This window comes from Streptomyces sp. NPDC025833 (assembly GCF_055558055.1).
The window spans coordinates 344,600-365,313 of record NZ_JBVHNF010000001.1; the positions used below are offsets into that span (position 1 = coordinate 344,600).

Here is a 20,714-nt window from a genome sequence, read left to right on the forward strand (position 1 = left end):
AGTTGTGATGGATGGCATGCGGTGAGTTACCTTTCGAATCGTGTTCGCTCCCTCTCCGCCAAGACTCGGCCCCCCGGGCCCCTTCCCGGACGCTCCCCTCACCCACCCGCTGGACCGCAAGTGGCTGCACTACGCGTTCCTGTCCCGCTGCGGCCGGCAGGCCCTGATCGCCAACCTGTCGGTCCTGGGTTCCTCCACCGGGGCCGTCCTCGCGGATCCGGGTGCCCCGGTCACCGGGCGGCGCAGCGGGACCGGCACGGCCGCCGAGGGGCAGCACATGGCCATCCTGCTCGTCTACGGGGAGGGGCACGGCTGGAGCTCGACCCAGTTCAACGCCGACCAGCCCGAACTGCCCTGGTCGGCCTTCCGGTTGCCGCACCGGCACGGCGAGCCCGGCGCCTTCCGGGTGGCGGCCAGGTCGGCGGCGCCCGCGGCGGACGTACGGCTGACCCGGACCAGCAGGCCATGCACCTCCCAGTGCGCACCGTTCGGCGAGGACCAGCACCTGCGGTGGCAGTCCGAGCCGGGCGTGCTGGGCACCGGGACCCTGCGGCACGGCGACGGCGCGGCCACGGAGACCGAACTGCTGGGCTACCACGAGCGGGTGCGCGGCCGGTGGTCCTGGACCACCCTCGGCGGCTGGGTGTTCGGATTCGTCAACGACCCGTCAGGGCCCGGCGACGCCGCTCCGCCCTCGGCGGTCGTCTTCACCCTGATCCAGCCGAAGCACCCGGCGGACGCGGCCAACGGGTCGGTGATGCTCTGGCGCGACGGACGGATGATCCGGCACTTCCCCCGCCGCAACCTCCAGGTCGCGGTCAGCGGCAGCCTGGACCGTGACCGGGTCGCCGTGACTCCCCCGCTGGCGGACCTGCTGGCCACCCCGTCGATGGCCGCGGTGCCGGGCCGGCTGCTGATCACCGCCCGGCTCGGCGACGACCGGCTCGTCCTCGACTTCCGCTCGCACACGGCGGGCCGCATCGCCAACCCGTCGGAGACCAGCCTGCGCCCGTTCAGCGTGCACGAGACCCTCGGCCCGTGCACCGTCGAGGGCCGGGTCGGCGGGCGCCGCATCGGCTTCAGCACCCAGGGCATCGTGGAGTTCGCCGGCGGTGCCCATGACTGAGACCATGCCCGCGTTCACCGGTGCCCGGCTGCTCGACGAGACCGTCGCCGCCCTGTCCGACCGGGCGCCGGCCATCCTCGCCGCGGCCGCCGACGAACTGCGCGACATCCGGCTCGGCCTGCACTTCAACGACGGCAGCCACGCCACGCTCACCGCGCGGCACAGCCGGATCGTCGTGACCCGGGACCGCTGCACCGATCCCGACGTCGAGGCCGCCTTCGACAACCGGGCGATGAACCTGCTCTTCGACCTCCAGCGGGAACCCATCGACCAGGTGCTGCCCGACAGCCTCGACGTACGCGGCGACCGGGACGACACCCTCGCCGTGTGGCGTGCCTTCACCCTGCTGTCCCAGCGCGCGGCCGGGCTGCGCAGCATGCAGGAACTGTGGGGCACCTACCGCGAGCGGGCACCGCGGCTGTGGGGCTCCGCGACGCCCGCCACCCGGGCGCCGGCCGCCGATCCGGTCGGCTGGACGGCGCTGGACCACCTCGCCCGGCACTCCCCCGAGGACACCGCCGCGCCGCCCGCGCTGATCGGCGACACCACCGTCACGGCCCCGCGCATGCTGTGGGACGGCCGCACCAGCACCGACTGGTCGCTGGAGGACACCGTCCGCGACGCCGACCTGATGGCGACCATGCGCCGGTGCCGGGCCCGCACCAACGAGGAGATCGAACGGCTCCTGCCCGACCGGGAACCCCGCGCCGAGCTGTACGACCTCATGCGTTCCTACCCCGCCCGGCAGGGCAAGGGCCTGCGGCCCACCCTGACCATCGCGGCCTGCGCCGCGTTCGGCGGCCGCCCCGAGGACGCCGTACGCGCCGCCGCCGCGCTGGAACTGTTCCACAACGGCTTCCTCGTCCACGACGACATCGCCGACGAGTCCACGCACCGGCGCGGCCTGCCCACCATGCACGAGGAGCACGGCGTCGGCCTGGCCATCAACGTCGGCGACGGGCTGAACCTCCTCGCGGTGGACGCCGTCCTGTCCAACCTCGCGACACTCGGCCTGGCCCGCACCCTCGGCCTCATCCACGAGGCCGTGCACATGTGCCGGGAGTCCATCGAGGGGCAGGCCATGGAACTGGGCTGGATCCGCCACGACACCGTGCCCGGGACCGACGACGCCTACTTCACGATGAGCACCAAGAAGACCGGCTGGTACACGTGCATGAGCCCGTGCCGCATCGGCGCGGTCTGCGCGGGCGTCACCGACCCGTCCGTGCTGGGCCGCTTCGACGAGGCGTTCCGGCTCATCGGCATCGCCTTCCAGATCCAGGACGACATCCTCAACCTGGTCGGCGAGGAGTCCCTCTACGGCAAGGAGCCCCTCGGCGACCTGCTCGAAGGCAAGCGCACGGTGATGCTGATCCACCTCTTCCGCACCGCGCACCCCCACGAACGGCCGCGGCTCTTCGACGTCCTGCGCCGTCGCCGCACCGACAAGACCCAGCAGCACGCCGAGGAACTCCTCGCGGCCATGCGCCGGCACGGCTCCATCGAGTACGCCACCGACCTCGCCGACCGGCTCGCCGCCGAAGGCATCGCCCGTTTCGAAGCAGACCTCCGGATCATCCCCGAGAACGAAGGCAAAGCCGTTCTCCGGCAGATCGCCCACTACGTCACCTCAAGGCCACTGTGACCACGTCAACCACGCCCCCGCCCGCCGGTTCCACCGACGCCGGCCCCCTGCTCCCGGTCGACCACCGGGCCTTCGCCTTCCTCGGCCAGGTCAACGGCGCGTTGCGCCAGTGCCTGTGCACGCTCGCCCGCCACGGTGTGGCGCTGCGCCGCGGCGACCCCGACCGCGCCCGACTGCTCCTCGACACCGTCCGGCCCTGGCCCCTCTACAAGGGCGGCCAGTTCCTCTTCGACCTCATGGAGTGGGAGGACCTCATGGTTGACGGCGACCCGCCGCCCCTGATGCCGGCCGAGCGGATCGTCTCCGCCTGCACGGTGCCCGTGCAGTGGCTCGCCGCCACCACCTCCGGGGCCGACACCGCGCCGCACCTGGTCCCCGGGCAGCGCACCGCCGCCGCCCTCGACCTCCCCCTGCGGCTGCTGGCCACCACCGCCCGCACCGCTTTCCTCGGCGCCGCGCAGGACCTCACCGATCTGCTCGGCGCGCCCGCTGCCCCGGCCGGGACCGACGACGACAGCGGACACGCCGTCCCGCCGGAGCCCGCCCCGCAGGACGGCGAGGCCGAACCGCCGCCCCTGGAAGGGGGCTTCTACCTCTACGAGGACATCATGCTGGGCGCCCTCGCCGTCCTCGGCCCCCTCCTGGCCGAACACGCCCCCAGCGCCTCCGATCCCTCCGCCTAGCTCACCGCGGCCGTCGCCGGTCCCGACGGTGCACGAGCGGGCGCCCCAAGACCGCCGCCGGCGGAACCGCCCACGCGGAAGCCCATCCACAGAAGGGAAACACATGGCCACGCAGACGCAGGCCCCGGTCCAACCGGGTTCCGAGAACAAGCTGTACATCCTCCAGCAGGGCATCGTCGAGGACGCCCCGGGGGGCGTTCCGGCGCACCTCAGCTTCGGCATCCTCAGCACCGTCCCCGACCCGGTGAACCCCGGTGACATCACCATCAGCCTGAAGGCGCCCACCGGCTTCGTGTTCACCAGTTGGCTCTCGTGGGCCTACCACGACGTCAACACGCTCCAGGCCAAGGGCAACATGAAGACGACCCAGGGCACCCTCGGTGACGGTGGCCGCACGCTGACCTTCACCCACAACCCCTACCTGGCCAGCAACCAGGAGGCCCTCGGCTACGCGGCCCAGGTCACCGCCGTCGACGGCGCGACGCCCGGCCGTTACACCGACGGCCAGCTCAAGGTGGGTGCCGCCAGCCCGATCAAGCTCAAGGGACGCGTCCTCGACCCCGACGAGGACTGATCCCCGTCCGACGGGCGGCCCGTCGGTGGCTCGCCGGCCGGTCCGCGAGCCATCGGCGGGCCGCGAGCCGTTCGGCGGGCCGCGTGCCGTGCGCGCCCCCGCCGGGCCGTACGGCCGGACCCCGCCGTGGGATTCGAGTGATCGTGCCGGACGCACAGGCATGTCCCCTCCGCACGTCACGGTCCCCACCCGCATGCTCGACGTGAACCGGTATCTGACGACGCGTCACAAGCCGGTTCGCCCGGAACGTCATCGGTGACAGAGAGAGGCTCGAACGTGGACGAAGCAGGAATCAGCGTGGCGGTCGGGAACGGGGAGACCGCCTCGCCGGTGCCGCGCACGCGGCGCGGGGTGTGGGGGCTGGGGACGCTGGTCGCGGCGATGCTGCTGGGGGCGTCGCTCCCGGGGACCGCCGCCGCTGCGCAGGGGCAGCCGGCCGCGGCGGCCCCGGTCGCGGCGGTGAAGGAGCCTGAGTGCATCCAGCCGGGGAACGCGTGGCTCAACCCGCGGTTCTACTGGCGGAACGTGTTCGGCGCCCGACTGGGCGAGGGAGTGATCCACGAATCGAACTCCCCGAACCCGTTCGGCGGGCGGATCGCACCGGGGTCGACGTTCACCTTCAGGTGGCGTCCCGAGACCACCCGCAACCCCCTGGGGGCCCAGTACCACGTCCACCGGGTCAACCTGGCGTCGATCATGGCGGTGGCCCAGGTCGAGTCGGTGACGGGGCCGGGCAGCCTCGCCGGGACCACGCTGAGCGCCCAGGAGACGCCGCCGGCGAAACTGGGCGACACCCTGGTCACGTTCCGCATCCGGCCGGGGACCGAGGGCCGGACGGCCACCCTTTCCTCGGCCGACCACAGCCTGACGACCAGGTGGCTGTTCGCCAACATCAACAACATCTGGGAGAACACCGGGAGCATCAGCTTCACCGTCGCCAGCCGTGCCAGCCTCGGCTGCGGATCCTCGTCGATCCTCGGCTAGCCGGACGACGAGGTGACGCGGAGGCCGGCTAGCCCCGTCAGGGGTCCCGCCGGCCTCCGCGTCATCCCAGGGCCCCGTTCGGATCACCCCGCGAGCCCGGCGTGACCCGGACGAGAGGCCCTATGGCTCCGGGGCCGGTCTCGGGGGGACGCGGGAGTGGGTCCAGGTGAGCAGTGCGGGGTCGTGCAGCGCCGGCAGCCAGAGGTGGGCGCGGTCGGCGCCGTCGCCCCGCGGCCGGGGTCCGACGCCCAGGACCCGTAGTCCGGCGCGGCGGGCCGCCTCCACCCCGGTCAGGGAGTCCTCGACGGCCAGCGCCCGGTGCGGGCGGACACCGCAGAGCCTGGCCGCCACGGCGTAGACGTCCGGGTGCGGTTTGGGGCGTACCTGGTCCCCGGTGTCGGGGACCACGATGTGCTCGAAGTGCCCGCGCAGTCCCGCCCGTTCCAGGCTGCCTTCCACCACCACCCGCGGGCAGTTGCTGGCCACCGCCAGGGGCAGCCGGCCGGAGAGCAGCCGGACGAACTGGACCGCGCCCGGCATCGTCACCGGGTCGTCGGTGACGAGTGCCAGGAAGTGGTCGAGGAGCGCGGCCGTCAGGCCTTCCGTCAGTTCGGGCTTGCGCACCGACCGGGCCATCAGCCGGCCGCAATCCTCGTAGTGCAGGCCCGCGGCCTGCTCCGCGAACCCCGGCGGCGTCTGGAGCCCGTACTCCCGGAAGGCCCGGCTGCGGGCTTCCTGCCAGTGGCGTTCGCTGTCCATCAGGGTGCCGTCGCAGTCGAAGACGACGGCTTCGGGCGACCAGTCGAGCAGATTGTGAGCCGTGGTGGTCACAGGGGCCTCCTATGCGTCCGTACGCATTGGCATGCGGCATTTCCGACTATCCACGGGAAACGGAAAGATAGTGGTCGCTACGTTATTTCCGTCCCGGCAATTCGGGCAATGACCCTATTGAGTGACTCGACGGCGCCGGGATGCGGGCGTATGGCGGTGCGGCGACGGCAACGGGCGCCCATCGGTCGACTCCCTCAACACCACTTGCGGAACACATCAGTTGACACGTGGGCGCGGACCGGGTGGGCCCGGTGGGACCCAGGCCCATTACCACTCTCCCGCGTTCCCCTTCGAAAGAAATGCTTAATTACCACACGCGTGTGACCCGCTTTTGCTCCAGGCGTACGCTGGCGCACTAAATTCATGGCCGGCGGAGCACCGAGCGAGGGCGGACGGAACGTTGCAGGAACGGGCGAAGGCAACCCGCAAATCGCTGCTGGAGGCGGCTGCCCAGCTCTTCGCCGAACAGGGTTACGCGGCCACCAGCGTCAACGACATAAGCGCCCGGTCGGGCCGGACCAGCGGCGCCGTCTACTTCCACTACGCCGGCAAGGAGGGCATCGCCGTCGCCGTCGTCGAGGACCGGTTCGCCACCTGGACGCAGCTCGCCGCACGGTACGCGGACGAGGCCGTCCCGCCGGTCGAGCGTCTCGTCGCCCTCAGCTACGACATCGCCCACGCCCTCGCCGAGGACCCGGTGACGCGGGCCGGTGCCCGCCTGTGGGCCGAACGCGCCACCATCAACGCGCCGCTGCCCGACCCCTTCGCGCTGTGGACCGCCGCCGCCACGCGCCTGCTCGCGCAGGCGCGGCACGCCGGCCACCTGAGCGCGCACGTCCGCCCCGCCCGCACGGCCCGCACCCTGGTGCGCGCCTTCTTCGGCCTGTGCGCGCTCACCGAGGCGCTCGAAGGCACGGCGGTCGTCACCGACCGCCTGACCGACTGGTGGCAGCTGACCCTGCCCTCGCTCAGGCCGCAGCCGGTGCGCGAGGACCTGACGACGCGACGGTGACCCCTGCCGGTCCCGGCCCGCCACGGCCGGGCACGGCGCGACCGCGCGCCGTCAGCCGGCGGAACCGGGTGCGGGCGCGGTCCCGTCCCGCCGGTTCGGTGGGGCGGGACCGGTTTCCCGGGCCTTCGGCGGCGGGGGCGCTACTTCAGGTAGACGATCCCGTCCGTCGTGACGGTGGGACGCCCGGTGGTGCCCCTGACCACGATCTGCACGGTGTGCTTGCCGCCGGCCGTCCAGTTCTTGACCCAGATGGCGTTGCGGTAGGCGGTGGTGGCGGACTTGAGGTCGACGGTGGCGACCTTCGTCCCGTCGACCCGGATGTCGGCCTGCCCGGAGGTCGCGGCCCGCGACACCGTCCAGGCCACCGAGCGACCGGTGAAGGTCCAGGTGAGGGAGGCGTTCTTGGTGCTGCTGGTGAGGGACGCGCCGCCCAGGTAGTTGGCGGAGGACTTCACGGCCCAGGTCCCCGCCCGCTTCGCCGAGGTCTCCTGGAGGATCACCGGTGTGCCCGCCACCGACGCGGCGGCGGAGTTGCCGACGGTGTCGTAGGCGCGGAGCGTCCAGGTCGTGGCGGCACCGGACTTGGCGGTGTGCGCGGCGCTGCCGACCGTCGGTCCGTACGTCTTGGCCAGGGGCGCGAGGAGCCGCGTCTCCTTCAGCGAGACGTCGTCGGCGGCCTTCCAGCCGAGGGTCAGCGGGACGGCCGCGGTGTTGACCGTGCCGGTGCGCAGGGCGAGGTTCGGCTTGGTGGTGAACGTCGGTGCGGCGGTGTCGGCGACGACGGTACGGGCCGCGCTGGTGGCGGTCCGGCCGGACTGGTGAGTAGCCCTCACCTGCACCTGGTGCGTGCCCGCGCCGAGGGTCAGCTTGGCGGAGGCCGCCGTGCCCGGGACGGTGACGGCGGTCCTGCCGTCCACGAGGACCTCGAAGGACGAGATGAGCTCCTTCGGGGTCGTGGCGGACCAGGTCACCGTCAGGGGGCCGTTGGTGTAGGGGGTCGTGCCGACCGTGGTCGTGCCGGTGACCGTGCCGAGGGCGAGGCCGGTGACCGGGCCGGCCGCGAGGGACCGGACGGTCTTGAGGGCACCGTAGAAGGCGTCGCCCGGGCACAGGGTGTTGTAGCCGTCGCGGTGGCCGTGGATCGCCGGGAAGGCTAGCTGGTCGCCCGGCTTCCAGGTCTTGCCGGCGAGGTTCTGGCCGCCGAGGGCGGCGGTGAGCGTGACGTCGGAGTCCGGTTCGACGCCGTACTGGCCCAGCTTCCAGGCGGCGACGCGGGCGACCGAGGTCATCGCCTGGGCCGGCGGCACGCTGTCGGTGTGGGTGCCGATGACGGCGATACCGGTGGTCAGCGAGTTGAAGCCGTAGGCGTGCGCGCCGACGACGGGGAGGTCGGCCCCGCCCTTGCGGCCTTCGTAGACCGTGCCGCACTTGTCGACGAGGAAGTTGTAGCCGATGTCCTTCCAGTCCAGCGTCCGCACGTCGTAGGTGTAGATCGCGTTGATGATCGACGGGGTCTCGGCGCACGTGTAGTCGTTGGTCGAGGCCGTGTGGTGGACGACGACCGCCCTGATCTTCCCGTCGATGTACGTCGGTGCCTCGGGGCTGATCGACTCGTCCGCGCCCCAGCCGGAGCGGGCGGTGATCGGCGGGCGGGGGGCCGTGGAGGGCGGTGGGGCGGGGGCCGTCGTCGAGGGCGAGGGCGAGGCGGTCGCCGTCCCGCCGGGGGTGCCGCTCGGGGAACCCGGCGGCGTCCCGGTCGGTGACTGCGTCACCGACTCGGAGTCCGTGGGCGAGGGCTCGGTGGGCGACGGTTCCGTGGACGTCGTGTCCGTGGGCGCCGGTTCCGTGGTGTCCGGATCGGTGGTGACGGGGTCGGGCGAGCCGGGGGTGCCCGTCTCGTCGGGAACGGTCGACTCGGACGCGGACGGCGTGGGCTCCCCGGTTCCGTCCACCGCGTAGGCGGCGGGCTCGGCGTCGTCGCCCGTGCCCCCGCTCGCGGCGCCGGAGGTGACCATGTCGAGGCGGAGCCCGTCGGGCAGCTTCGCGGTCGCCTTCCCGTCGACGCGGGCCTCGACGGCGTCGGAGAGTCCGACCCACGCGGGCTCGGTGCCACCGCGCGCGGCACCCTGCTCACCCGCGCCGCTGTCGGCGTCGAGGGTCCGCCACCCCGACCACGTGCCGGACCCGACGGCGCGGGTCCGCACCCGGACCTCGCCGGCCGGCGTCGAGGAGCCGTCCCGCCAGGTGATCCCGACGAGGCTGAACGGCTTGACGGACCGCCGGGACAGCGTCGCCGACCGCCCGTCGCCGCTCACCTTCAGCGCCGTCGACCGCAACCGGTCGTGCACCGGGCCGTGGGCCGTCGCGCGAGGACCGTCGCCCTCGCCGCCGGTTCCCCCGTGCACCCCCTGCACCGCCAGCGTTCCGCACACGGCCGCCGCGACGACCACGCCCGGGACCCAGAAACGATGTGCTCTCATGCCGAACTGCACGCCCCTTGTCGTGAGTTGGGAGCATCCTGGGAACCCGCGCACTGTGCGGGTGCGGCGGGGCCGAGCTCCGGAATCTCGACACTCTACACAATGTGAACATGTCAGCCGCCGCCGGGACGGTCGTGGCCGACGCCGGGCCTCCACGCCCGGCCCGTTCCTCACCAGCCACCGCGAAACCGCTGGTGAAGAGTGGTCCAACGACCGGTCGAAGGTGCACCGGAAGCCATTCCCATGAAGATTCAACCATGATAGGAAGATCGCCTTCACGGAATGAACACATGCGTGGGGGTGATTCGCCGCGCGGCCGGCGTCCCGCGCGTGCGGGCGCCGACCTCCGGCGGCCGACCGGCCGGTGACACCGCGTCAGACGTGCCGGGGCGGATCCGTCACCTCATCCATGTACGCACCACCCACCCCGTACCCTTCTCTGCACGGAGAGCGCTCTCGATGCCTCTGATACGCCTGCTGTCCGCGACGGCCGTGACCACGGCGACCGCGGCCGGCCTGCTGCTGCCGGCCGCGCCGGCCGGCGCGGCCACCACCGTGGGGGACTCCCGTCTCCCGGCCGTGGGCAGCCGGCCCGCCCACGTGACGCACCGGACCCACGGGACGACGACCGCCGACGAGGGCGTGCCGGCCGCCGAGGGCGTGACGGCCCGGGCCGCGGCGTCCGGTCCCGTCTACCGCTTCCTGGAGCCGGGCCCCCCGCCGGGCCGGTGGAACCCCTGCGCCAAGCTGACCTACAAGGTGAACCTCAACGGCACGTCGACCGCCGAACTCACCCGCGTCAAGGCCGCGGCCAAGGTCATCGCCGACGCGCTGGGCGGCGTCAGCCTCGACTACCGCGGCACGACCACGAAGATCCCGCAGTCCGCGGACGACGTCGGCGGCTCCGGCGCACCGATCGTCCTGGCCTTCGCCACCCCCGGCTCCGGGAAGGGCAGGTCCCGGATGCTGCCCGGCGGCAGCGTCGCGGGCGAGGGCGGGTTCGCCTGGCGCCAGGCGTCCAACGACTGGCGGATCGCGCGCGCCTACGCGGGCGTCGCGGCCTTCGACGAGAACCACGTCCGCAAGATGACCGCCACCCAGCGCAGCAGCCTGTACCTGCACGAGATCGGACACGTCTTCGGCCTCGACCACGTGGGCTACAAGAGCTCGATCATGTACCCGACCATCCTCGGCGTGACCAAGCCGAACACCGGTGACCGCGCGGGTTTCAAGAAGCTCGGCACGTCCGCCGGCTGCCTGAACGACGCCTCCCCGGTCACCCCCGCCCTGGCGCTGTCCGGCACCTCGCTGAAGGTGTCCTGGCCCGCCGCGTCGGCGACTTCGGGGCGTCCCACGTACCAGATCTCGATCAAGGTCAACGGCAGCCTGGCCCTGTACCTCGGCCCCACCACGGCCACCGGCGTCACGGTGCCGCTGTCCCGGCTGTTCGACGAGGCCTGGCCCCTGGAGCCCGGCACACCGCTGACCGTGACCGCCCGGATCACCGTGACGAACCCGCTGAGCAGCAAGGACGGCGCGACGACCGCCCTCCGGCTCCCCGCCGCCGTCCAGGAGAAGGAGGCCACCGCGAGCTTCGACTTCACCGCCGAACGGCTGACGGTGACCGCTCCCCGCTGGACGGTGGCCACCGTACGCCTCCCGGTGACGTGGGACGTCGACGGCTCGGTGACGTGCCATCAGCCCGGGGACGGCTGGTGGCGCACGTCCGGCAGCCTCGCCTCGATCGGGTCCGACAGGACGAGCGCTTCCGTCGACCTGCCGGTCGACTGCGTCTCCGTGGACCTGGATGCGAACGTGCGGGCCTGGTACCCGGGGCGGGAGACCCAGGCCACCCACCTGGTGCGGACCTTCACCGCGCCGAACACGGCCGGCTGAGCCCTGATCACCCGCGGCGGGGGCGGACCGTACGCCGTGCTCCGGCCCCCGCCCCGGGCTCGGCGAGGGCGCCCGTGACCCCGGGCGAGGCGCGCCGCGGTACCGGCCCGGCCGCGGGTCAGGGCCTGTCGGCGCCGGCGGACCGCACGGCCTGCCTGCGGTAGTCGCCGGGCGGCGTTCCGAGGGCCCGCTTGAAGGCGACGCTGAAGGCGCTCTCGGAGCCGTAGCCCACGGACGGGTGAGGTACTCCAGCGGCCCCTGGCCGACCGCGGTCTTGAAGCGGGCGGCCAGGGTGAACCGGGACACCGCGGCGGCGGCCGCCAGTCCGGCCACGGTCCACGGGTGCGCCGGATCGCGGTGCGGGCAGGCCGGCGCCGCGGCGACGACGGGGTCCGCGGAGCCGGCCGTCCACCCCGGCACCGCGTGCGGCTCGCGCACCAGGTGCGGGCGCGGCAGGTGGACGAGCATGCGTGCTGGACGACGAGGGCGGCATACGGCCGCCGCCGCACTACAGGACGCCCGAGCAGGGGGCCGCCACCGCCGTCCTGCCGGCCGCCTCGCCCTTCGTGGCGAGCGTCACCGGCCGCTCCTTCGAGGACGACCAGGAGGCGGCGACCGTCCGCGGCGACTAGGGCCGGTCCGCGGGCGTGGCCGCCCACGCGCTCGATCCGGAGGCGGCGGACCGGCTCCGGCGGTACGGCGCCGACGCCCTCCGCGCGGGCGCCGCGCCCGCCGGGCTCGGCTGACGAGCAGCGGGGCGGAAACACCAGACGGGGCCGGGTGAGCACCGCTCCCGGCCCCGCCCGCCCGCCATTCGGCGAACGCTCGGTGTGCCCACCGCGGGGCGCTCCGCCCCGGCGGTGCTACCGCTTCCCCGCCTTGCGGGTGGCCCGCAGCCACTCCTTGTTCATGGCAGTGATCGAGACCAGCGGGATGCCCTTGGGGCAGGCGGTCGCGCACTCCCCCGCCAGCGTGCACCCGCCGAACCCCTCCGCGTCCATCTGCGCGACCATGTCCAGCACCCGCGTCTCCCGCTCGGGCGCGCCCTGCGGCAGCACGTTGAGGTGGTTGACCTTGGCGGAGGTGAAGAGCATCGCCGCCCCGTTGGGACAGGCGGCCACGCACGCACCGCACCCGATGCACTCCGCGTGCTCGAACGCGAAGTCGGCGTCGGCCTTCGGCACCGGCGTGGCGTGCGCCTCCGGCGCGGACCCGGTCGGCGCGGTGATGTAGCCGCCGGCCTGGACGATCCGGTCGAACGCCGACCGGTCCACCACCAGGTCCTTGATCACCGGGAAGGCGGCGGCCCGCCACGGTTCGACGTCGATGGTGTCGCCGTCCCGGAAGGAGCGCATGTGGAGCTGGCAGGTGGTGGTGCGCTCCGGTCCGTGCGCGTCGCCGTTGATGACCAGCGAGCAGGCGCCGCAGATGCCCTCGCGGCAGTCGTGGTCGAAGGCGACCGGCTCCTCGCCGGCCAGGATGAGCCGTTCGTTGAGGACGTCCAGCATCTCCAGGAAGGACATGTCGGGCGAGATGTCGTCCACGTCGTAGGTGGACATCGCTCCTTCGGCGCCGGCGTTCTTCTGCCGCCAGACGCGCAGGGTGAGCTTCATGCGTAGCTCCGCTGGGTGGGGTGGACGTACTCGAAGACCAGGTCTTCCCTGTGCAGGACGGGGGCCTCGCCGGTGGCGGTGAACTCCCAGGCGGCGGCGTAGGCGAACGCGTCGTCGCGGCGGGCGGCCTCGCCGTCCGGGGTCTGCGACTCCTCGCGGAAGTGGCCACCGCAGGACTCGGCGCGGTGCAGCGCGTCGAGGCACATCAGCTCCGCGAGCTCCAGGTAGTCGACGATGCGGTTGGCCTTCTCCAGCGACTGGTTGAACTCCTCGCCGGTGCCGGGGACCTTGATCCGCCGCCAGAACTCCTCGCGAATCTGCGGGATCCGCTCCAGGGCCTTGCGCAGCCCGGATTCGGTGCGGGCCATGCCGCAGAACTCCCACATCAGCTCGCCGAGTTCGCGGTGGAAGGAGTCGGGGGTGCGGTCGCCGTCCACCGCCAGCAGCAGGTTGAGGCGGTCCTCGGTCTCGGCCAGCACCTCCTGCACGACGGGGTGTTCCGCCGTGACGGCCTCCTGCCGCGGGTGGCGGGCCAGGTAGTCGTTGATGGTGGCCGGCAGCACGAAGTAGCCGTCGGCGAGGCCCTGCATCAGCGCGGAGGCGCCGAGGCGGTTGGCTCCGTGGTCGGAGAAGTTGGCCTCACCGATCGCGAACAGGCCGGGGACGGTGGTCTGCAGGTCGTAGTCGACCCACAGGCCGCCCATCGTGTAGTGCACGGCCGGGTAGATCCGCATCGGCACCTCGTACGGATCCTCGTCGGTGATCCGCTGGTACATGTCGAAGAGGTTGCCGTACTTCGCCTCGACGGCCTTGCGGCCCATCCGCTGGATCGCGTCGGCGAAGTCCAGGTAGACGCCCTGTCCGCCGGGGCCCACGCCCCTGCCCTCGTCGCAGACGTTCTTGGCGGCCCGGGAGGCGATGTCCCGCGGCACCAGGTTGCCGAACGAGGGGTAGATGCGCTCCAGGTAGTAGTCGCGCTCCTCCTCCGGGATCCGGTGCGGCGGCCGGGTGTCGCCCTTCGCCTTGGGCACCCAGATCCGGCCGTCGTTGCGCAGCGACTCGCTCATCAGCGTCAGCTTGGACTGGTGGTCGCCGGTGCGCGGGATGCACGTCGGATGGATCTGCGTGAAGCAGGGGTTGGCGAAGTAGGCACCGCGCCGGTGTGCCCGCCAGACGGCGGTCGCGTTGGAGTTCATCGCGTTGGTCGACAGGTAGAAGACGTTGCCGTAGCCGCCGGAGGCGAGGACGACGGCGTCCGCGAAGTAGGTGTCGATCCGGCCGGTGACCAGGTCCCGGGCCACGATGCCCCGGGCCCGCCCGTCGACGACGATCAGGTCGAGCATCTCGGTGCGCGGGTGCATCTCCACGTTCCCGGCGGCGATCTGCCGGGACAGCGCCTGGTAGGCGCCCAGCAGGAGCTGCTGGCCCGTCTGGCCGCGGGCGTAGAACGTGCGGGAGACCTGGACGCCGCCGAAGGAGCGGGTGTCGAGCAGGCCGCCGTACTCGCGGGCGAACGGCACGCCCTGGGCCACGCACTGATCGATGATCTCGACGGAGATCTGCGCGAGCCGGTGCACGTTGGACTCGCGGGCCCGGAAGTCGCCGCCCTTGACGGTGTCGTAGAACAGCCGGTGGATCGAGTCGCCGTCGTTGCGGTAGTTCTTCGCGGCGTTGATGCCTCCCTGCGCGGCGATGGAGTGCGCGCGGCGCGGGGAGTCCTGGTAGCAGAACTGGACGACGTGGTAGCCCTGTTCCGCGAGGGTGGCGCCGGCGGAGCCGCCCGCGAGGCCGGTGCCCACCACGATCACCGTGTGCTTGCGCCGGTTGGCCGGGTTGACCAGCTTGGCCTCGAAACGGCGCTTGTCCCAGCGCTCGTTGATCGGGCCGGACGGGGCCTTGGAGTCGGCGACCGGCGCGCCGGTCGCGTAGTCGGTGTACGTCATGGTCAGCTCACCACTCCGGTCATGACGCCCACGGGTACGGCGATGAAGCCGACCGTGAGCAGCAGCGCGAGGACGTCGGCGACGGCCTTCAGGGCGCGGTCGCGGGTGCGGCTGCCGACGCCGAGGGTCTGGGCGGCGCTCCAGAAGCCGTGCCGGACGTGCAGGCCGAGCGCGAGCATCGCGACGATGTAGACGACGTTGCCGTACCAGGTGGAGAACGTGTCCACGACGTTCTGGTACGGGTGCCCCTCCTGGAAGCCGCCGGGGTGCACGGTGCCGGTGGTCAGGTCGAGGATGTGCCACACGATGAACAGGCCGAGGATGATCCCTCCCCAGCGCATGGTCCGGGTGGCGTAGCTCGCCCGCGGCTTCCTGTGCACGTACTTGGCGGGCCGTGCCCTGAGGTCGCGGCGGCTGAGCTGGTAGGCGGACGTGGCGTGGGCGACCACGGCGACGACGAGGACGATCCGGACGAGCCAGAGGGTCCACTCGTAGTGCATGAAGGGTTCGCCGACCGTGCGCAGCCAGTGCGCGTAGTGGTTGAACTCGCCCGCGCCGAAGAAGATCTTCAGGTTGCCGATGACGTGCGCGACCAGGTACAGGAGCATGATCACGCCGCTGACGGCCATGACCGTCTTCTTGCCGACGGAGCTGTCCCACACGGTACGCGCCATGGACGGCCGTCGGTCCGTCCGCGTTGCCAGAGCCATGCCCAGCACGCTAAACGGACCGGACCCGATCGGTCCAAGACATGGTACGGCTCGTTTCCATAGCCCGCGGCTATGCTTGTGGGATGCAGTTCCAGCAGCTCCAGTACTTCGTGGCCGTCGCCGAGACCCGGCACTTCACCCGCGCCGCCGAGCAGGTCCACGTCGCCCAGCCCTCTCTGTCGCAGCAGATCAAGGCGCTGGAGCGGGAGCTGGGCGCGGATCTGTTCCGGCGGGCGCGGGGCAACATCACGCTCACCGACGCGGGCGAGGCGCTGCTGCCGCTGGCCCGGCGCATCCTGGCCGACGCGGACACCGCCCGGCACGAGGTGCAGGAACTGGTGCAGCTGCGGCGCGGCCGGGTGCGGCTGGGGGCGACGCCGAGCCTGTGCACGGGCCTGCTGCCGGACGTGCTGCGCGCCTTCCACGACCGCTACCCGGGGGTCCGGCTGCTGATCGAGGAGGGCGGCTCGCACGACCTGGTGCGGGGGCTGGCCCGGGGCGCCCTCGACCTGGCCCTGGTGGTGCTGCCACTGCCGACGCCGGCGCCCGCCCTGACCACCGTGGAGCTGCTGCGCGAGGACCTGGTGGTGGTCTCCTCGCCGGAGGCGCCGGTGCCCGGCCGGGACGGGCGGGCCGTGGAGATCGCCGACCTGGAGGGGGAACGGCTGGTGATGTTCCGGCACGGGTACGACCTGCGGGAACTGACCGTGGCCGCGTGCCGCTCCGCCGGGTTCGAACCGGACTTCGCCGTGGAGGGCGGCGAGATGGACGCGGTGCTGGGGTTCGCGCGGGCGGGGCTCGGGGTGGCCGTGGTGCCGCGGATGGTCGCCGCCCGGGCGGGCCGCGGCCTGCGGGTGACCCCGCTGGCCCGCCCCGGGCTCCACCGGACGATCGCCCTGGCGCACCGCAGCGACGTCGCTCCGCCGCGGGCGGCCAGGGAACTCCAGCGGATGCTGCTGGAACGCTGATCCGGGCGGGCGCCGGGTACGGGCGCCCGGGGCCGCGCCGGACCCCGCGCGCCCCGCACGTTCCGCGTGCCCGGCCGACGCGTGCCCGGCCTGCTCCGGTCAGCCCGTCGCGTCCACCAGGGCCAGCTCGTGGAGCCGCTCCGGGGGGCCGGGACGCGCGTAGTACCAGCCCTGGGCCGTGTCGCAGCCGAGGACGCGCAGCTGTTCGGCCTGCGCGCCGGTCTCCACGCCCTCGACCGTGACCGCCAGGTCGAGGCTGTGGGCCAGCGAGACGATCCCCTCCACGATCTTGAGGTCGACGGGGTCGGCGGGGAACTGCTGCATGCCCTGGGTGAAGGAGCGGTCGAGCTTGAGGACGCTCACCGGCAGACGGCGCAGGTTGGCGAGGTTCGAGTACCCGGTGCCGAAGTCGTCGAGGGCGATGTCGACACCCATCTCGGCGAGCCGGCGCAGCGGCTTGAGCAGGTCGTCGTCGGCGCCGATGAGCGCGGACTCGGTGACCTCCAGGCACAGGGCGTCCGGGGTGACGCCCGCGCGTTCGAGGATGTCGACCGTGTCCTGGACCAGCCCGGGGTGACTGAGCTGGCAGGGCGAGAGGTTGACGTTGATGCGCAGCGGGCCGGCGTTCCGGTCGCCGTGGCGTTCCCGCCAGGCGCGGGCCTGGCGGATCGACTCCTCCAGGACCCAGCGGCCCAGCGGCACGATCAGACCGGTGTGCTCGGCGAGCGGGATGAAGCGGTCGGGGCCGAGGATCCCGTGCTGCGGGTGCAGCCAGCGCACCAGGGCCTCGGCGCCGCGCACGCTGCCGTCGCCGAGGTGGACCAGGGGCTGGTACTCGATGAAGAACTCGCCGCGCTCCAGCGCGGTGGGCAGGGCGGTGGTGAGGCCGTGCCGGGTGATGGCGCGGGCGTCGGCCTCCGCATCGGCGAGCTCGAAGCGGTTCCCGCCCGCCGACTTGGCCCGGTACATGGTGATGTCGGCGCTGCGCAGGACCTCGGCGGCGGTGCGTTCCCCGGCCGGGCCCTCGACGATGCCGAGGCTGCCGCGGACCAGGAGGTCGCGGCCGTCGATGCTGATCGGGGTCACGAGCGCGTTCATGATGCGCTCGGCCAGTTCGTCGACCTCGCGCTCGGTACCGGGGCCGGTGGTCAGGGCCACGAACTCGTCGCCGCCGAGCCGGGCGACCATCTCGCCGGGTGCGGTCGCGCAGGACTGGAGCCGGTCGGCGACCTCCACCAGCAGCCGGTCGCCGGCCGCGTGGCCGAGGCTGTCGTTGATGGTCTTGAAGCCGTCCAGGTCGAGGTAGCACAGGCCGAAGCGCTGGCCCTCGCCCGCGTTCAGGGCCTTCTCCAGCCGCTCGAAGAACAGCGTGCGGTTGGGCAGGCCGGTCAGGGCGTCGTGGGTGGCCTCGTAGCGCAGCCGGAGGTTGAGCAGCCGGCGCTCGGTGGTGTCCTCCATGAGGGCGAGCTGGTACTGCGGCATGCCGTCGGCGTCGCGCAGCAGGGAGACGGTCAGGTTGGTCCACAGGACCGTGCCGTCGGTGCGGTTGAACGCCTTCTCCAGGTGGTAGTGCTCGCGCTCGCCGGTGACGAGTTCGTCGTACAGCCGCCAGGTCTGCGGGGCGTCCTCGGGGTGCACCCAGTCCTGGACGCGCCGCCCGCGCAGGGCTTGCTCGGGGAGGCCGAACATGCGCAGCAGCGCCTCGTTGACCTGGAGGATGTTGCCGTCGAGGTCGGCGATGCCGATCCCTATGGCCGCGCCCTCGAAGACCGCGCGGAAGCGGGCCTCGCTCGCGTGCAGCGCCTGGGCGACGACGCCCTGCGCCAGCAACGCGGCCTGGGCGATGGACTCCTGCTCGGCGAGGGTGCGCTCGCGCAGCGCCTGGGCGTAGCCGGCGGCCATCGCGTGCTGCAACCGCGAGGAGCGCATGCGCAGTTCGTCCTGGGGGCCGTCCTCGCCGCAGTACAGGACCAGGTAGGCGTCGACGCAGTCCAGGGTGCGGGCCAGCGCCTCGGGGTCGGTGCAGTGCGCCCCGACGAGCGCGGCGCCGACGGCCTTGGCCTCCTCCGCGTCGAAGCTGCGGGCCAGCAGCAGTTCGCTCAACCGGTGTGCGAGCGGCAGGAGTTGCTCCTCGAACTCGGCACGGGTCGAGGACGTCGAGGTCACCGGGAAGACCGCCCGGCTCCAGATCGTCGTCAGCCGGCGAAGTCTGCCCTCCGGCCCGTCCGGCCCCGCACTCACGCCGTACGCCCCACGCCGGCGAGTCCGGAGAAGGCGTACGGGTCCTCGTCCTCCGGCGCCGAATCCGGGCGCCAGAGCGGCATCTGCACCAGTCCGGGCTCCACCATGTCGTACCCCTCGAAGAACCGCGCGACCTCGTCGCGCGAGCGCATGATCAGCGGGTTGCGAATGTCCTTGTACACGTCCACCGCGCCCTCGGCCCGCTCCGCGGGCAGCGGGATCCCCTCGTACGAGGCATGGGTGAGGATGAGCAGGCTGCCGGGCGCGAGCGCGTCGCGCAGCTCGGCCACCGCACCGTACGGGTCGTCCGCGTCTTCCACGAAGTGCAGTATGGCAACGAGCAGGAGGGCCACTGGCCGATTCAGGTCGATCAGCCGCTCCCGCTCGGAACTGGCCAGGATCTCGTGGGGCTTGCGCAGGTCGGCGGCGACCACGTCGGCGTCGTCGTCACCGGACAGCACCGCCTGGCTGTGGGCGACGGCCACCGGGTCGTTGTCGACGTAGAGCACGCGGGCGCCCGGCGCGGCGGCCCGGGCCACCTCGTGGACGTTGCCGAACGTGGGGATGCCGGAGCCGATGTCGAGGAACTGGGTGATGCCCTCGCCCGCCGCGAACCGGACGGCCCGGCGCATGAACGCCCGGTTGGCCTGCATGACCTTCGGCAGGCCCGGCATGAACGCCATGGCCTTGCGGGCCGCTTCGCGGTCCACCTCGAAGTTGTGCGAACCGCCCAGGTAGTAGTCGTAGATCCGCGAGACGCTCGGCACCGAGATGTCGATGCTCCGGGGGGCCCAGGCGGGACGCTCCATGTATCTCTCCAAGGCGTGGACAGGTGTAGGCGATCCGGTGTTCGAGCTGAGGCTACTGATCGCCCGCCAAAGGAGCGACCTCAACCGGAAATTGACCATCCGTTCCCGGTCACTGCCTGCGGCAAGTGCCCGCACGACCGCGCTGGGTGACGGCAGCCCGGGACCGGCGCCTCCCACGCGCGCCGGCGTCCCGGGGCGGACGGGGCGACCGACCCGTGGGGGTGCTCCACGCCCCCGGCGCACCGGCCGGCCGTCCGTCGCGCGGGACGGCCTGTCGCGCGCCGCCCGCCCACACCATCTCCCGCTCGCGCGACGGCCCTTGGGACCACCGGTTGCGATGCCCTCGGCAGCGGTGGCGGACCGGCCGCCGACCGTGAACCGTGACGGACCGCCCCTTGCCGCGGGCAGGCCGCCGGTCCGCCAGGAGGTACGCATCGCCGACTCCCCGTCGTCGCCCCGGTGTCGCGGCGCCCACCGGCCGGCCGCCGCACGGTCATGGGTACGCACCGCGGGGTGGCCGTGTTCAACGGCCGCTGGTTTTCCGGGTGCCGGGGCGCGCACGGGAGAGGCACCGGCGAGCAGGTACCGGAACGGATGGTGCTTGTACCGGCTTTTCCGCTCGCCAAACCACTGATCATGTCATCTCCTTCTTTCGGAGCAATCTCCGGCCACCGGGGCGTGCGGCGGCGCCCGGCGCCTCATGATCTGCGACGTGCATGGACCCGAAGTGACCCGCGGCGCACCTGCGGCACGGGCGTTGGCGCTGCTGACGCTGACCTGGGCGCTGGTGGGCTGTCCGGTCGGCAGCGCCTCGGCCGACGCCTGCGCGTACGCCTCGACGGGCCCGGACGGCACGGTGGCGGTGGCCTACGCCGGTGGTCACCCCTGGCCGCCGCCCCCGCCCTGTCCGAAGCCGACCCCGCCGCCGTGCCCGCCCACACCGACCCCCACGCCGACGCCGACCCCGACGCCCACACCGACCCCGACCCCGACTCCCACTCCGACCCCGAAGCCGCCCGAACCGACCCCGACGCCCACACCGGAACCGAGCCCCACGCCCACGCCGGCCCCCGAGCCTCCCCCGAGGCCCGCGCCGAAGCCGACCCTGAAGCCCTCACCGCCCGCCCGGCCCGCTCCGGCGCCCCCGGCACCCCGGCCGGCCCCCACGCCCTCCCCGACGCCGACGCCGAGGCCCACAC

Annotated in this window: 16 protein-coding genes and 1 pseudogene; 9 read left to right on the forward strand and 8 right to left on the reverse strand. The window is 72.8% G+C overall.

Annotated features, from left to right (window positions below; translation table 11 throughout):
• Positions 1–40: 40 nt before the first annotated feature.
• From ACZ4K2_RS01500 to ACZ4K2_RS01520, 5 genes are all read left to right on the forward strand, one after another.
• Complete coding sequence (locus ACZ4K2_RS01500; RefSeq protein WP_467472589.1) at positions 41–1,126, forward strand: hypothetical protein; 1,086 nt, start codon at positions 41–43, stop codon at positions 1,124–1,126.
• Positions 1,119–2,771, forward strand: coding sequence for a polyprenyl synthetase family protein (locus ACZ4K2_RS01505; protein ID WP_467472587.1), 1,653 nt, complete (start codon positions 1,119–1,121; stop codon positions 2,769–2,771). Before ACZ4K2_RS01500 ends, ACZ4K2_RS01505 begins: the two co-directional genes overlap by 8 nt.
• Positions 2,768–3,454, forward strand: coding sequence for a hypothetical protein (locus tag ACZ4K2_RS01510; protein WP_467472586.1), 687 nt, complete (start codon positions 2,768–2,770; stop codon positions 3,452–3,454). Before ACZ4K2_RS01505 ends, ACZ4K2_RS01510 begins: the two co-directional genes overlap by 4 nt.
• Positions 3,455–3,557: 103 nt before the next feature.
• Entirely contained in the window at positions 3,558–4,028 is a 471-nt protein-coding gene (locus ACZ4K2_RS01515; RefSeq protein WP_467472584.1) for a hypothetical protein, read from the forward strand.
• A 276-nt stretch (positions 4,029–4,304) separates the two neighbouring features.
• On the forward strand, positions 4,305–5,012 hold the full coding sequence (locus ACZ4K2_RS01520) for a hypothetical protein (protein ID WP_467472582.1): 708 nt from the start codon (positions 4,305–4,307) through the stop codon (positions 5,010–5,012).
• Between the two features lie 120 nt (positions 5,013–5,132).
• On the opposite strand, the gene ACZ4K2_RS01525 is transcribed toward ACZ4K2_RS01520, so the two are convergent.
• Positions 5,133–5,843: an HAD family hydrolase gene (locus ACZ4K2_RS01525; protein WP_467472580.1), complete on the reverse strand. Its 711-nt coding sequence runs from the start codon at positions 5,841–5,843 to the stop codon at positions 5,133–5,135.
• 400 nt (positions 5,844–6,243) lie between these two features.
• On the opposite strand from ACZ4K2_RS01525, the gene ACZ4K2_RS01530 reads away from it, so the two are divergent.
• On the forward strand, positions 6,244–6,855 hold the full coding sequence (locus tag ACZ4K2_RS01530) for a ScbR family autoregulator-binding transcription factor (RefSeq protein ID WP_467472578.1): 612 nt from the start codon (positions 6,244–6,246) through the stop codon (positions 6,853–6,855).
• A 140-nt stretch (positions 6,856–6,995) separates the two neighbouring features.
• Here the strand turns inward: ACZ4K2_RS01530 and ACZ4K2_RS01535 are convergent, their stop codons facing one another.
• Positions 6,996–9,335, reverse strand: coding sequence for a peptidoglycan recognition protein family protein (locus ACZ4K2_RS01535; RefSeq protein WP_467472576.1), 2,340 nt, complete (start codon positions 9,333–9,335; stop codon positions 6,996–6,998).
• 459 nt (positions 9,336–9,794) lie between these two features.
• Here ACZ4K2_RS01535 and ACZ4K2_RS01540 point away from each other — a divergent pair, with 459 nt between their 5' ends.
• On the forward strand, positions 9,795–11,231 hold the full coding sequence (locus tag ACZ4K2_RS01540) for a matrixin family metalloprotease (protein WP_467472573.1): 1,437 nt from the start codon (positions 9,795–9,797) through the stop codon (positions 11,229–11,231).
• A 154-nt stretch (positions 11,232–11,385) separates the two neighbouring features.
• Here ACZ4K2_RS01540 and ACZ4K2_RS01545 read toward each other — a convergent pair.
• A pseudogene (locus ACZ4K2_RS01545) lies at positions 11,386–11,699 on the reverse strand (AraC family transcriptional regulator); the annotation flags it as partial.
• 2 nt (positions 11,700–11,701) lie between these two features.
• Between ACZ4K2_RS01545 and ACZ4K2_RS01550 the strand changes: the two are divergent.
• Positions 11,702–11,863, forward strand: a complete 162-nt coding sequence (locus ACZ4K2_RS01550) for a hypothetical protein (RefSeq protein ID WP_467472571.1) — start codon at positions 11,702–11,704, stop codon at positions 11,861–11,863.
• A 231-nt stretch (positions 11,864–12,094) separates the two neighbouring features.
• On the opposite strand, the gene ACZ4K2_RS01555 is transcribed toward ACZ4K2_RS01550, so the two are convergent.
• The 3 genes from ACZ4K2_RS01555 to ACZ4K2_RS01565 are packed head-to-tail and all read right to left on the reverse strand — an operon-like array spanning position 12,095 to position 15,461.
• Positions 12,095–12,844, reverse strand: a complete 750-nt coding sequence (locus ACZ4K2_RS01555) for a succinate dehydrogenase/fumarate reductase iron-sulfur subunit (RefSeq protein WP_467472568.1) — start codon at positions 12,842–12,844, stop codon at positions 12,095–12,097.
• The gene (locus ACZ4K2_RS01560; protein WP_467472566.1) at positions 12,841–14,787 is read right to left on the reverse strand and encodes a fumarate reductase/succinate dehydrogenase flavoprotein subunit; all 1,947 of its coding nucleotides are present in this window, start codon (positions 14,785–14,787) and stop codon (positions 12,841–12,843) included. Before ACZ4K2_RS01560 ends, ACZ4K2_RS01555 begins: the two co-directional genes overlap by 4 nt.
• Positions 14,788–14,789: 2 nt before the next feature.
• Positions 14,790–15,461, reverse strand: coding sequence for a succinate dehydrogenase (locus ACZ4K2_RS01565; protein WP_467472826.1), 672 nt, complete (start codon positions 15,459–15,461; stop codon positions 14,790–14,792).
• 119 nt (positions 15,462–15,580) lie between these two features.
• Here ACZ4K2_RS01565 and ACZ4K2_RS01570 point away from each other — a divergent pair, with 119 nt between their 5' ends.
• Positions 15,581–16,465: a LysR family transcriptional regulator gene (locus ACZ4K2_RS01570; protein WP_467472564.1), complete on the forward strand. Its 885-nt coding sequence runs from the start codon at positions 15,581–15,583 to the stop codon at positions 16,463–16,465.
• Positions 16,466–16,564: 99 nt separating this feature from the next.
• Here the strand turns inward: ACZ4K2_RS01570 and ACZ4K2_RS01575 are convergent, their stop codons facing one another.
• Positions 16,565–18,706, reverse strand: a complete 2,142-nt coding sequence (locus ACZ4K2_RS01575) for a putative bifunctional diguanylate cyclase/phosphodiesterase (protein ID WP_467472562.1) — start codon at positions 18,704–18,706, stop codon at positions 16,565–16,567.
• A complete protein-coding gene (locus ACZ4K2_RS01580) occupies positions 18,703–19,515 on the reverse strand; it encodes an SAM-dependent methyltransferase (protein ID WP_467472560.1) in 813 nt (270 codons plus the stop codon). The genes ACZ4K2_RS01575 and ACZ4K2_RS01580 overlap by 4 nt, the downstream gene beginning before the upstream one ends.
• Positions 19,516–20,714: the final 1,199 nt, after the last annotated feature.